Origin of the sequence: Shewanella sp. AC91-MNA-CIBAN-0169 (assembly GCF_040310165.1) — a bacterium.
Lineage (GTDB): Bacteria > Pseudomonadota > Gammaproteobacteria > Enterobacterales > Shewanellaceae > Shewanella.
The window spans coordinates 22,737-36,452 of the sequence record NZ_JBEOPM010000016.1; the positions used below are offsets into that span (position 1 = coordinate 22,737).

The 13,716-nt window shown below is 39.8% G+C and carries 12 protein-coding genes; 5 read left to right on the forward strand and 7 right to left on the reverse strand.

All coding sequences use genetic code 11. The features are described from left to right. Positions 1–27: 27 nt before the first annotated feature. Positions 28–1,479: an SLC5 family protein gene (locus tag AAEY98_RS14200; protein WP_101087333.1), complete on the forward strand. Its 1,452-nt coding sequence runs from the start codon at positions 28–30 to the stop codon at positions 1,477–1,479. Between the two features lie 213 nt (positions 1,480–1,692). Then, the gene (locus AAEY98_RS14205; protein WP_162024233.1) at positions 1,693–3,294 is read left to right on the forward strand and encodes a methyl-accepting chemotaxis protein; all 1,602 of its coding nucleotides are present in this window, start codon (positions 1,693–1,695) and stop codon (positions 3,292–3,294) included. Positions 3,295–3,312: 18 nt separating this feature from the next. Here the strand turns inward: AAEY98_RS14205 and AAEY98_RS14210 are convergent, their stop codons facing one another. The 3 genes from AAEY98_RS14210 to AAEY98_RS14220 all read right to left on the reverse strand — a co-directional run bounded on the left by AAEY98_RS14210 (position 3,313) and on the right by AAEY98_RS14220 (position 5,933). Beyond that, on the reverse strand, positions 3,313–4,071 hold the full coding sequence (locus AAEY98_RS14210) for a PepSY-associated TM helix domain-containing protein (RefSeq protein ID WP_351017714.1): 759 nt from the start codon (positions 4,069–4,071) through the stop codon (positions 3,313–3,315). 41 nt (positions 4,072–4,112) lie between these two features. Further along, on the reverse strand, positions 4,113–4,643 hold the full coding sequence (locus AAEY98_RS14215; protein ID WP_101087336.1) for an FMN-binding protein: 531 nt from the start codon (positions 4,641–4,643) through the stop codon (positions 4,113–4,115). A 114-nt stretch (positions 4,644–4,757) separates the two neighbouring features. Then, positions 4,758–5,933 carry a porin gene (locus AAEY98_RS14220; RefSeq protein ID WP_101087337.1) on the reverse strand — a complete coding sequence of 392 codons (1,176 nt, stop codon included), beginning with the start codon at positions 5,931–5,933 and terminating at the stop codon, positions 4,758–4,760. 548 nt (positions 5,934–6,481) lie between these two features. On the opposite strand from AAEY98_RS14220, the gene AAEY98_RS14225 reads away from it, so the two are divergent. Together AAEY98_RS14225 and AAEY98_RS14230 are read left to right on the forward strand one after the other, a co-directional pair. Further along, positions 6,482–7,147, forward strand: a complete 666-nt coding sequence (locus AAEY98_RS14225) for a class I SAM-dependent methyltransferase (RefSeq protein WP_101087338.1) — start codon at positions 6,482–6,484, stop codon at positions 7,145–7,147. A 499-nt stretch (positions 7,148–7,646) separates the two neighbouring features. Then, positions 7,647–8,840, forward strand: coding sequence for a class I SAM-dependent rRNA methyltransferase (locus tag AAEY98_RS14230; RefSeq protein ID WP_101087339.1), 1,194 nt, complete (start codon positions 7,647–7,649; stop codon positions 8,838–8,840). A gap of 165 nt (positions 8,841–9,005) precedes the next feature. Here the strand turns inward: AAEY98_RS14230 and AAEY98_RS14235 are convergent, their stop codons facing one another. Then, entirely contained in the window at positions 9,006–9,269 is a 264-nt protein-coding gene (locus AAEY98_RS14235) for a DUF805 domain-containing protein (RefSeq protein WP_351017717.1), read from the reverse strand. Positions 9,270–9,460: 191 nt separating this feature from the next. On the opposite strand from AAEY98_RS14235, the gene AAEY98_RS14240 reads away from it, so the two are divergent. Beyond that, the gene (locus tag AAEY98_RS14240) at positions 9,461–9,958 is read left to right on the forward strand and encodes a fasciclin domain-containing protein (protein WP_162024236.1); all 498 of its coding nucleotides are present in this window, start codon (positions 9,461–9,463) and stop codon (positions 9,956–9,958) included. 545 nt (positions 9,959–10,503) lie between these two features. Here AAEY98_RS14240 and AAEY98_RS14245 read toward each other — a convergent pair. From AAEY98_RS14245 to AAEY98_RS14255, 3 genes are read right to left on the reverse strand one after another with little or no spacing between them, the layout of a single operon-like run. Then, positions 10,504–10,740, reverse strand: coding sequence for a hypothetical protein (locus AAEY98_RS14245; protein WP_182723727.1), 237 nt, complete (start codon positions 10,738–10,740; stop codon positions 10,504–10,506). A gap of 5 nt (positions 10,741–10,745) precedes the next feature. Continuing rightward, the gene (locus tag AAEY98_RS14250) at positions 10,746–12,263 is read right to left on the reverse strand and encodes a TnsD family Tn7-like transposition protein (RefSeq protein ID WP_351017720.1); all 1,518 of its coding nucleotides are present in this window, start codon (positions 12,261–12,263) and stop codon (positions 10,746–10,748) included. Beyond that, positions 12,232–13,716, reverse strand: a complete 1,485-nt coding sequence (locus tag AAEY98_RS14255; RefSeq protein ID WP_351017723.1) for an AAA family ATPase — start codon at positions 13,714–13,716, stop codon at positions 12,232–12,234. The genes AAEY98_RS14250 and AAEY98_RS14255 overlap by 32 nt, the downstream gene beginning before the upstream one ends.

Here is a 13,716-nt window from a genome sequence, read left to right on the forward strand (position 1 = left end):
AATAAAAACTTGGGAAAGGGAACAATAATGTCTGAAAATATTATTCAAATATCCGTATTTACCATTGTAACGGCAATGATTGGGTTATTAACGTACATAAAATGTCGTGGCAGCAACCGTCAACAAAGCACACAAAATAAAGAATATTTTCTCGCTGGGGGCGGCTTAAGTTGGGTGTTTGTGGCAGGGTCTATCACCCTAACAAATTTAAGTACTGATCAGCTGGTGGGCATGAACGGTAACCAAATGGCACTGCTAGCATGGTGGGAGTTCTCTGCTGTGATTGGCCTGATTATTCTGGCTAAATTATTCTTACCCGTTTATTACAAGTATAACTGTACCACCACAACTGAGTTGTTGGAAAAAAGATACAATAACAAGCATATACGAGCCGTTATTGGGTCTATATTTTTTTTAGGTAATGCTTTTATCTACATGCCAGCAGTGATTTATTCAGGCTCTCTGTTTATGCAGACCATGTTTAATGTCGACATTCCACTTATGTATATTGCTGTTGCATTTGCGACGCTAGGCGCAGTTTATGCTTTCTTCGGAGGGTTACGCGCGGTAGCCGTATCAGACACCTACTCTGGAGTATTATTACTGGGCATGGCCATTTTTGTGGTGTATCTAGCCCTAAATGCGATTAATTATGACTTATCTGATATTCCGGTAGAACGACTCACCTTCATTGGTGGTGATGATTCGCCTTTACCTTGGCACACCCTACTAACCGGAATGATTTTCATCCAAATGTTCTATTGGGGTACCAACCAAACCATTACTCAACGTGCCATGGCCGCACCCACACTAAAAGAAGCTCAAAAAGGCGTATTTGCTGCAGCAGGTATTCGTATTCTAATCGTACCGGCTATCGTGGTTATTCCTGGGATTGTTTCATACAAACTGTATGGTGATATTGGTGATGCTGCATACGGGCGAATTGTAGGTGACCTCATGCCAACGTGGTTAACGGGTGTATTTGCCGCCGCAATGGCTGCGGCAGTATTATCGACATACAACAGTTTACTAAACTCAGCGACGGCGCTGTATGTGTGTGACATTCACGAAGCCTATATTAAAAAAGACCCTAACGTGGTGCGCTTAAGCGGTTGGGTTACATTATTACTCAGTATTTTAACTCTTGCATTAGTGCCCATTTATCAACAAGCCGAAAGTATCATCAACTTATTACAACAGTTAAATGGTTTACTCAGCATGCCTATTCTGTCGATATTTATTGTAGGCTTAGTGTTTAAAAATATAGATGCCAGAGCGGGGATCGGTGCGGTTATATTTGGAGTAATGCTATATGCCTCACTAACATTTGAATTTTCCCCATTCTATTCAAGCTGGCACTACATTCACTTAATGCCAGTCACATTAGCCGCCTGCATCACCTTTGCGTTAGTCTCAAACCGCTTTGTGTTTGGCAACACGATTCAATTTGCCAAAGGCGACGAGATAGAAACGGCTTAGTAGGTAACATCGATACCGGAGCGAACATTGACAAAATGTTCGCTCTTTTTTTTACCCTAAAAATCTAAATTAATGATAATTTAGGCCTTACTAATCAAGAATGTTAGTACTGTGCCGATATGATTAGCATTAGAAAAAAATGAATATAACTTCTCTTGTCTCCGGTCTTAGTTACACTGAGATCAAAAAATGACCCGATTAAGGTATTAACCCATGTTTAACGCTTTTAATACTATCAAAGCTCGTATTCTACTAGGCTATGCAGCTATTTTATTAATGACCCTAGTGGCGGCTGTTTTACTCAATAACAGCAACCAAACCGTAAAACAAGAAGTTGGCGGGTTTGTCGATGGCACATTACCTGCGCTTAACAGCATTACACGGGTACAAAGTCTTGCCAAAGAACTGGTATTAATGGGTTATTCTTTATACGGTACAACCATCGACGTTACAGAGTTTAACCAGAATAAAGTTCAACTAGAAAAAAGTCTTAACGAGCAGTATCAACAATTAAATACCGTAACATCTACCCAATTAATGCCGCAAATTGACGCGCTTAACGCGGCGTTATCGGCACTTGAAAACACCATGAGTAAATCATCGGTAGATTGGGACAATGCCCGCAATCATTTAGGTACATTAAATGATAGTGCTAACGATCTCAAAGATCGTCTAGACATTCTCGCCGAAGAAATTTCGACTCAAGCCAACCAAAATGCAATGAACATTCAAAGCGAACTTGGCTACAATACTATGCTCATTTTTGTATTAGTTGGACTCATGTTGGTTGTTGCAGTTGGGGCCTACTTAGCTGCACAAAAACAAATAGCCACTCCTATACAGCAACTGTCAAACGACCTCACCCGCATTGCGCAAAATCGTAATTTAAAAGCCAAACTGTCTGATGAATGCATTGTTGAAATTAGTAATGTGGCCACCAGTGTTAATGGCTTAATTAACGTATTCCGTTTAGGAATGAATGAAGTACATGACGCTATCGCCAGTATTAGCCAAACCGTTGCCCAGTTAAGTAACACAACAGGTAAATCATCAGCCTCTGTGGATGAGCTTCAACACACTATTGTGAGTTTAGTAGATGTGATGTCGCAACTTGAGCAGCAAATGGAGCAAAGTGTCGAACATTCACAAAGTGCATCAGATTCTGCTCAACAGGGTGCGCAGAGCATGGTTGAAGGGCAAAAAGAAGTTAAACAAACAGCTGACAGCATTAGCGTATTAGCCCAAGACATTGAAACGACTGCCAGCATGCTACTCACACTGCAAAATTCAGGTAAACAAGTGGCTACCGTGGTAAAAACCATTGCCGATATCGCCTCACAAACTAATTTATTATCATTGAACGCAGCTATTGAAGCGGCTAGAGCCGGTGAAACAGGAAGAGGTTTTGCGGTAGTTGCAGATGAGGTTAGAACGTTAGCCTTACGCACACATAATTCAACTGTAGAAATAAATAAAATGCTCGCTAATATCGTTGATTCAATTCAATCTGCGGTCGACAATATGGCATCCAACCAACAAAAAGCACAACACTCAGTATCATTAGCAAATCAGTTAGTAGTAACACTTGAACAGAGCCGCCAACTTATTTTGTCTCTTGCCACAGTAAGCCAAGAATCAGCCATGCTAGCACAAGCATCACAGCAGCAGGCTCATACCGTTAAGCTTAAAGTACAAGACTTTACGCTATTAGGTGAATCTGTATCTGAGGGGAATCATCAAATTAGCGAGGCAGGTAATAAGTTGAGTAATTTAGCCGATAAGCTAACCGACACAGTCGATCAGTTTGAACGCTAAAAATGGTAATTGAATAGATTATCTCGGTGGTTTTTGTTTTAACCAAATCCAAAAGCCGCTGAGAGATACCATTAGTAATGCTAGCGCGAATAAGTCCCACAGCCAAACCGTTAATGATCCAAATAAGCGACCACTATGCAGATCTAGCATTACGCGTTGCCAATGTAAGTTAGCGCTGCGCGCAAGATTAACAACCTCTTTATCCACAAATTTACTTTCACTCAGCCAAACAGGTGCTGTTAACGGCGCAATAGCTTGCCAATCGATGAGTTGCTCATCTGCTTGAAATACACCATCTTCAGTATTTAACCACACCCGGCCATCAACAATCGCTAGCGCTAACAAACCAGACGGAAGTCCGGTGCTGGCATTTTGAATTTCTTGTAACTGACCAAGATCATTAAATAAATACAGTTGCTGTGCATCTATGGCCACCAGCATGTTACCGACATAGCTGGCACTAATTAAGGTCGCATTGGACTCTAAAATCATATGTTGGTTTTGCCACAATAGATTATCGGTAATATATAATGCAGTAGGTGCAACACCAAACTGAGCAACATGAGAAGGAGGAGCAATACCATAATAATCAAGCAACCACGACTGGGTAACCGGTGCTTGGTCTAAACCAAAATCATCACTGTGATTTATCGCTACGCCAGTCAGCACTAACAATAAGATAAATAACGCACTCGCTAATCCTAAGCGACGGTGCCAAGGACGAAGGGCTCGCAAAATCTTAAGTCTAAAACGGTTACGTCGAGATGTTTTTGTCACACTAACCTGCTTGAAATGATCCGCTAGAATTAAAACGTGGTTTATTGCACCACATGCGCATGAAGTAACAATGCAATGCGCGATAACTTAGTTAACGCTCTTACTGATAATGTTGCACCAGTAATCCCGTCTATATGCTTATCAAGCTGATGTTGGTCATCTAACTTGGCCAGCTTAAATTGGTCTGTAAAAAAATCATGACGAACCTCGTCACCGCGACTTTCACGATAAATTAGCACTTTAGTCCGCATAATTTGATGGTCTTTAATATGAATAGCCACCGTAATCGGCGATTCCTTGCCTATTTCGTCCATTATCCAAACGGTTTCATCATTGTGTAGCCAGTAACGCATACGCATTTTATTAAAACGATGGGCTAAAATAGCTTCTACGGCTTGTTTGAGATCATCATCTAACCACAACACTTTAGACTCGCCAGCATTGCCATTAAATGCTTGGCTAATAAAGGCGTCATTTGACTGATACTGTGTTGCTACAGCGCTAAATGCCGAAAAATAAACAGCTAACCCCATCATAAATAACATCAAATATGATCGTAATATTGCCTGCATATCAATCCTTAGCCAAGAACAAAAATAAGGGTGCCGACAATATACACTGTTGGCACCCAAAATTTTACCGATAATCTGTTTCATCGATGCGTGCTTTTACTGAATGCTCAGCAATTAGAACTGGTAACCAACACCTAGGTTGAAACCGTCTGAATCTGCAGCGCCACCAATGTTTTCGTAATCAGCTTTAAACACTACGTTTTCGTGTAACCAGTAGTTAACACCCACGTTGGTTTGTTTTTTCTTAGTATCGGCACTATCACCCGCATTGTTGTCCCACTCGTTATAACGAGCAAACACACCAAACTGTTCATTAATGCGGTAAGAAGGCTCAATATAGAAACCATTTTGCTTATCGCGACCTAATGCTTCAGCTTCTTTACCATCAATATCCCACTGGGCGAATAATGCCTTAACAGTGAAATTTTCAATGCTGTAAATAGCGTGTGCTGTTAACAATGTAGCAGAAGCGCTATCAACACCAGCAGTCCCCTGAGTTAAGTCAGACTGATACTGAACCGTGGCAGCTAATTCTAAACCCGGTACTGCAGTATATTTTACGCGGCCGGTATAAGCTAAATCTTCGCCTTTCGCTTCAGATACTTTTTGACGACCGTTACGGATTTTATAGCCTGAGCTTTCGTCCAAATACAAACCAGAAGTCACTGCAGTGTCAAAAGCTAAACCTGGAGCGGCTTTAATATTAAGGTTTAAACCACCTTCCCACCATGTCGCAGGAATAATATCTTTTTCTACCGGGTTACGCTCAACACCGTAAAATACCGTTGGTTCGTGAGTTTCGTTGATAATACCTACTGGCATTAAGAATAAACCTGCTTTAGCGGTAAGCATCTCATTAAAATCGTGCTCGATATAAGCTTGCTCTAGCTCAACTTCGCCATTTTGACTCTCACCGGCAATTGAGTGCTCAACTTCTAGTTCAGAGAAAAAACGAGTGGTGCTGTTAAACTCATGACCCACAAACAATACAAAACGGTGAAAATCGAATTCTTTTTTGTCGGTACCGGTTTGGTTATTGCTAATATTGTTATAGTGTAATTCACCATAACCACCAATAGTGGTAGCCGACTTACTTGATGCGCTCGCTTCTACTACATCTGCAGTAGTTTCTACACGCTTTTCAGTTTGCTCAAGACGCTTTTCAAGATCTTTAAGCACTTTCTGCTGCTGCTCAATAATCTGACGTAGTTCAGTCGTTTCGTCAGAAGCCATAGCTTGATTGCTAGCCAAAAGACTAAATAGTGTTGCAGCAATTAACGTTTTTTTCATATCTCATCCCGATTAGACAATGTAAACAACTACTGTGTTGTGTAAACCAATGTAAATTTTCGTGAATTATACATAACGAACATGTTAATGCAAACCATTATCATTAAGTTTGTGATACGCATGTCACATTATTAACAATCACAAATAACAGTGAAATGTCACAACAGATACAAATATTGATAAAAAGAGTTAACACTGATGACGGGCCAGAATGATGTTATAAATTGGTAGAAACGGGGTTTTATTGAAATACAAATAGAGGTGCTAATCTGGTGCCGGAGTGAGTAAAAACCAACTTTTCGCGCCGACATTATCAGTTATAGATGAGTTAATATCTGCACAGAACATTAATCCAACTGAGTTCCATCGAGCAGGTAAAAATACAATACTATAATACTTTTAACAAAGATCTAAGTCTAACAAAACCTAACAGTTAGTTAAATACATTGCCTTTCTAACGAACTGCTATAACCTAACTAAAACCTCTTCGTTTTGTCATTTATTTGTCCTCGATAGCTGGCTGAGCGCTCAATTTTTGAGACGGCGCAATGACAGCTCTTCGCTTAAGCTACCAAACCGTTGAATTTGGTGACATAGATGTTCATCTATGCACCTTACGTAATAATCAAGAATTTTATGACCCTACAGGTGTTGCTGAAAAACTCGGAATATCCTCTGCAAGCTGGCCTATTTTTGGCATTGTATGGCCATCAAGCTTAGTGCTGGCAAACTATATGTTGGATTACAAAACCGAAGGTAAAAGAATTCTAGAAATAGGCTGTGGAATCGCATTATCAAGCTTACTCCTCAACGAAAAACATGCCGATATTACCGCAACCGACTATCACCCAGAAGTTGAGCAGTTCCTTAACCGAAATACAAAACTCAACAATGGTAAAAACATTGCTTTTGAGCAAGTAGATTGGGCCAATGACACCAGTAAGCTGGGACTTTTTGACGTCATCATTGGCAGCGATTTACTCTATGAAGATGAGCATGTGCAGTTATTGGCTTATTTTATTAAAAACCATGCCAGTAAAAAATGTGACGTCATCATTGTAGACCCCGGTAGAGGTAGAAAGAATAAACTCAGTGTAAAATTAGCTGAGTTCGGTTTCATCAGCAGCCATTTTAAACCAATACACACCGACTATTTAGCTCTACCCTTTAAAGGCTACATTCTGGTTTTTTCACGTGGTAATATCGTTACCTAATCAAGTATTATTGCCATTATCGAGTACGAGTAATCAGTGTGTTCAAATACTGCGATTCAGCAACGCTTGGTATAATTGCTACCGAATGCTTGTGGCGTTGTGTTTGACGGTTAGTAAAAGCATCACGTTAATCACTCGATCTAAAAACATCATCACAAGTCTGTAGGCATATTTGATTGTGCATCAACCACCAGCACCGTTTAACCTCGCTATAACGCAACAAAATACCTTTAATGCTGGATGGAATAAGCAATAATTACCGACTCAACCGCCAGAATAGACATTAACCACACCATACTAAGCCAACCATTTAATTATTTGTCAGGTTTTTAGGCTCAAAACAGGCTATGATCCCATTTTGTCGCCCCCTGGCTAATGCACTCAATTATTGAGGCATTACCCCAAGCCTATATTCAATTTCGATTAGGCTTATATGGCATCGTTATTAGATGCGCGATAACTCTTTTTACCCCTTTTATACTTTACATTAGGCAATACCATGGCTATCAGAATTAAACTTAAACCTGGCCGCGAACGTTCATTAGAGCGTCGCCACCCTTGGATATTTTCCAATGGAATTCACAACGTCAATGGCGGAAAACCGCAAGCTGGTGACACTGTTGAAGTAGTGGCGCACGACGGGCATTGGCTCGGACGCGGTGCCTGGTCGCCAGAATCTCAAATCCAAGTGCGGATATGGACTTTCGACAAAGACGAAACTATCGATGCCGACTTCTTCGCCCGACGCATAAAAAGAGCCCAAGCAGGACGTGATGATTTGATTCGCGAACAAGGTCTAACGGGTTATCGCTTAATCGCCGCTGAATCGGACGGTTTACCCGGTATTACCATAGACCGTTATGCCAACGTATTGGTTTGCCAACTGTTAAGCACTGGTGCTGAAAAATGGCGCGACACTATCGTTGAGCAACTGGTTCTTCAATATCCGGACTGCGCTGTCTATGAGCGCTCAGATGTCGACTCTAGAAAGAAAGAAGGCCTGACTCCGGTTGTAGGATTACTACACGGGGAGTTACCTGCTATGCCCGTCATCATCGAAGAAAACGGTATTAAGATTGCCGTCGATGTTGTTAAAGGTCATAAAACAGGTTTCTATCTGGATCAGCGTGACAACCGTGCTATGGCGGCTCGTTTCGTCAAAGGTAAGTCAGTACTTAACTGTTTCTGTTACACCGGTACTTTTGGCTTATATGCCGCCAAAGCAGGCGCTGCGAGTATTGAAAACGTCGATGTATCAACCTTAGCCCTACAAACTGCTCGCGATAATATGGCCATTAATAACCTTAATGATGACCATGTAAGCTATAACGAAGCTGACGTATTCAAATTACTACGCCAGTACCGAGATGAAGGTAAAACCTTTGATGTTATTGTTTTAGACCCGCCTAAGTTTGCCGACAATAAGTCGCAACTCGATGGCGCATGTCGCGGTTATAAAGACATCAATATGATTGCTATGCAATTACTTAATCCAGGTGGAATATTACTGACGTTCTCGTGTTCAGGCTTAATGCAGTCAGACCTATTCCAAAAAGTGGTTGCCGATGCCGCACTTGATGCTAAGCGTGAAGTGCAATTTATTGAACGCATGCACCAAGCCAGCGATCACCCAATTAGCAGCGCATTCCCTGAAGGTTATTACCTGAAAGGACTCGTCGCTCGTGTTTGGTAATAGCTAAGTTTGACCAAATCAAAAAGGGAACAGTATCTGTTCCCTTTTTGTTGGGTAAAATCACTGTAAGCTCTACGAAGTCTTATGCCGATAATATCAGTCACGCAATCAAAACGCGTTTAAGTCAACATGAGTATTAGCCGCATCACGATATCTTGATCGGTTTTATGTTGGAACACCCAACTTAGGGTTAACACCGTAATCATTTACATCATGGCTGTCTTGAGCTAAGAAAACAATCAGAACAATTAAACCAATAATTGGGATTAATAATATTAATGGCCACCAGCCAGAGCGCCCAGTGTCATGTAACCTTCTAGCTGCAATACTAAGACTTGGAACTAATAGCGCAAGACTCACTATCGCTGAAATGGTATCTAAACCAAGTACAGCTAAGACAATATTCAGAATATCGACCCGTAAAAACATCCATGATGAATATCACCATTGTTATATCTTCCTGTCAGCTTTATGCAATTAGACTTATTTTAGTGATATTGCCCCCCTAAGTGCACACAACATCATCTCACAAGTTCATTGAAACAAAATTGATCTAGTTGATTAACTACTGCGTAACTAATGCTGAACTCAAAATGGTACACACCTAAAAGGAAGATAAAATGTTAAAGAAAATATCTACGATACTGACTCTTGTAGTGGCTAGTTTAGCGTTCTCATCTGTTTCTTATGCCGAACATCATGGTATGAAAAAAGACATTGTTGATGTAGCGGTTGAAAATGGCTCGTTTACCACTCTCGTAGCTGCAGTTAAAGCGGCAGGACTTGTTGAGACGCTGAAAGGTGAAGGTCCATTTACGGTATTTGCACCAACAGATGATGCATTTGCAAAGTTGCCTGAAGGCACTGTCGAAATGCTACTAAAACCAGAGAACAAAGATAAGCTTGTCGCGGTATTAACTTATCATGTTGTAGCTGGCAAAGTATTAGCTGCTGATGTAGTTAAGCTAGATAGCGCAACAACAGTTGAAGGACAAACAGTTACCATTGAAGTAAAAGACGGTAATGTGATGGTAAACAATGCAAAAGTTATCATGACAGATGTTAACGCTAGCAACGGTGTCATCCACGTGATTGACACAGTGCTACTACCTAAGTAATTACTAAGCAATTACTAAGCAATTAATCACTGTCGGGGGCATAGGATACATTCCACGCCCCCGATTCTGTTGTGCTGAACGATTTAAGCCAGCACACAATAGTAACTGATAATACCTTACTTATGAATTAGTTAACTGGCTGCCAAGACAGCTTAATAACCATATTTAAACAATCCTCAATAGCCTTCAACGACTCCAATAGTATCTTTAATTAGCTAAACCCCATTTTAAACTGGGGCGGCGATAATCTTCGTCGGGAATAAAATGCCCCTATCGAAATAGACAGATTTAACAACCAGACTATTAATGGTCAATTATCCCATTACGCTATAATATTATTTCACCCAATAAAAACGGCTTCCTAAGAAACCGTTTTTATTGGGATTAATTGTGGAAGTTAAATAAAGTACGCAACTAAAATATAAACTAAATGTATGATCTTTATAACAAAGTGCGATCCTGAAAATTAATAATGTTAGAAACTAAAAAGCGGTTAAAATAGTACGATAATAGTGATGTTAGAAACTGATATTCAAGCTCATTAATTAAGCAAAACCACCACAATTAATCCCAGCTAAATATACAATAAAGTCCTTAGATAACCCTCTTTCACAAACATCAATCGCAGTAATATCACCAAATGCTGAAATTGGTTTTTCTAACCAATTAGAAATGCCTTCGTAGTCTCCTGCCCAAGGCAGTAGTAAAGAGAAAATATACGCTATATCTTGTTCTGAAAAATAATGGCCTAGTAATTCTTCTAATTTTTGTTGTTCGTTCATTTTAGTTACAGTCCTCTTAAAGCCCAAAAATTTGCTAGTAGACTATCCAAAAATTCACATGTCATTTGAGTCATCCGCTCGTCACTTAATCCCGACAATCTAAGTATCTGCCATCTAGGAAGTATATTTGGTCTAGTCATAATCATGACTTGAGTAATCCTTCTTATTTGATAATCAGTAATACTTTCAGAGTAACGGGCAAGATAGATTGAAGCCAAGGGCAGTTTATATAGATATTTCTCCACTGACGTTCCAGTATCTAATTGAGAAACAAGCCATTTAATCGATAATCGAGGTCCCGAAACATCATCAAAATGTTTATCGATTATACGAATAAGGGCTCTAACAATTTCCATATCCCTTCTCTTCCAATCAACTCTATTATTTACTACGGGAATAGGGCGCTTATACTTGTTATTAATTTTAAGTAACCAATCTCTATTGTGGCGGTACAACCAAAGATATGTACCTCCATAGCCATTTTCCCTAGCGACTTTGGCCCCGAATTGTTTAACTTGATTTAGCCATATTTTTTGGTTTTCTCGCATTTTTGTTTTTGAGAAAGTCGTTAATTTAACTGTTTTGATATTTGATTTAACTAAAGACCTTCCTCTATCCATAACCTCAGAGAGCTTGATATCTTTTTGAATGGCATAAAGTGCGACTAAATGCTCTAAATAACTGAAGGATTTTCGATGTTTTCTGGTGATTTTATGTAACCAATTAGACTCTGTTTCATTTGGAAATAAATTCATCGAACGTAGCCATTCCTCTGACCAGGCACTCTCAACAGCCTCTTTCAGTAATGGGTAATTACAAAAACAACCTTTTGCGAATCCATTTTTAACAAGTAAATATCTATACAGATTTGTCCATTGCTCAAAACTGAGTGATTGCTGCTCTCCTCGATAAAGCAGCCAGCACACTTGCTCGTCTAACCACTTAGGATTGGATATCAATATCTGAGGTGAAAATGTTTCTATTTGTTGAGTTTGCAGAGGAAAATACTCATGCCTATGTTGCATTGAATGGTAGGGTTGAATATTTACTAGGGGAGTTCCGTGTATACAGCAATGATTTATTCCAACAATTTGATGTATTCTTCTCCAGTAGGGTTCACCGACTGTATTCAGTTGCTCTTCAATACAATCCCGACAAGCTCTCATCACATGTAATTTAGGTATTAGTGATGCGACATAGCCAGAAGCGAGGTGAACCGAGCCAAAGCTCTTAAATTGCATATGGTTTAAACATTCTAACCTTCTATTTTCGGGTAGAAATGGACTATACAATGGGAATAGAGTGTGCCCATAAATAAGATCTATGGGCGAGGGTAAATTTAACGAATTAATCGAGGTGAAATCGTTAAGCCGAGAGGGAAAGTTTACTGAAGAAATAGCCGAGCGACTGCCAATGACACCGCTGAGTAAACGCTTAGGACTTGTTACGCAAAAGCGTACTCTGGCCCGGCTCAATATGCCATATACTAACTCATCTGGGTAAGGCGCTGGGAAGTTCAGCATAGCTAATCAAATCGCTCATAGACAAGATAAGCTTTTCATTTTTTAGAACGTGATAAAAACTGCCATTTTTATCTTGTGAGAATAAATACCTCAGGTCATCGAGAGGTAGCTTGGACCAATCCTTTCTGCTGATGCGTTTAAAGTCATTACGCTGTAATTTTTCTGGATTTTGGGGCTTTGCTAGAGCTTGATTTGATTTGTTGCTTTTGAGTTTTACTCTTCTCTTATCATGAGAATTTACAAGACGCTCGAAGACCTTATTTTTATCTGACTTAATAGCTGATAAAAAACCCTCTTTTAATCTAAACTCTTTTCTCCTAACGTCCTTCATCAAGCTAACCGTAATCTGCTCTACCCCTGAATTAATTGCTTCTATTTGACATGCTACAAAAAAATGGACGGCAAGACCGATAACCCCTTCGCATGCATCAAACCATTCAGAGCTTAACTCAGCAGAGAGCTCTAGTGATTGATTTTTTAAGCAATTCCGCTTCCAAAGCTTCTTGCTAAATAAAGACCAACGCTCAACGATTAGATCATCTTTACCAGAAAAACGCATCAGTGGATCCCAATCAATATTACTCTGACTAATATCACTGAGCTCATATATCGCATTCGAATTACTTATCAGTAGCAACGGCACCAGATCACCCAAACCGTCGATATGTTCTAGAAAAATGTTACGATCATCATATTTCCATTTTTCGATTACTTGAAGAGAGTCAATTACAACAAGTCCGACATTGTAAGTAATTAACAAACTTCGTATTTTCAACAATGCGGCTCTAAGATTTGGAGAAACAACAACTTCGCTAGCATACTTTTGTTTCCCAATAGCGTTTTCCAACGATTGTAAAAAAATACTACAATACTCAATCGGGCTTGTAGCTCCTTTTAAATTGACTGACAGATAAACAATCTGAACTTGTTCAGATTTATTAGCATGCCAAATAACACTAGGGTACATTGACAAACATTGCTGCATCACCAACGTTTTGCCAGAACCTTTACATCCAATTATAGATGTAACATTTCGTACAGGACGTGGCGCGCTTAAATCACGCCATGGAACAGTATCGTTACTCATAGCATAATGCAGGTTTTGTCGCTGTTGCTCATAGTTATATAGAGTGTCCTCTCTCGATAGATAACCACTTTTTATAGCTAAATCTATCTTGTCATACACATCTTGAAATTCTGGTACAAGAACGGTGTATTCATCTTTAAGAGAATAAACGCAACGTTTTCGCTCAATATCACTGTCACCAACCGATGCTTGTCGATAATTTGTTTTATTAAAGCTCTCTTTTAATTGTGCTGCATTAAAAGTAGGCATAAGCGCATCAACAAATGGAACACCGCAAAATGAAGGATGTGCTTCATCAATATAACAAGCTTCAAATGCCCTGGGTGGTATTTCGGGTACTAATAGCCGTTGATTACTAAACTCCAT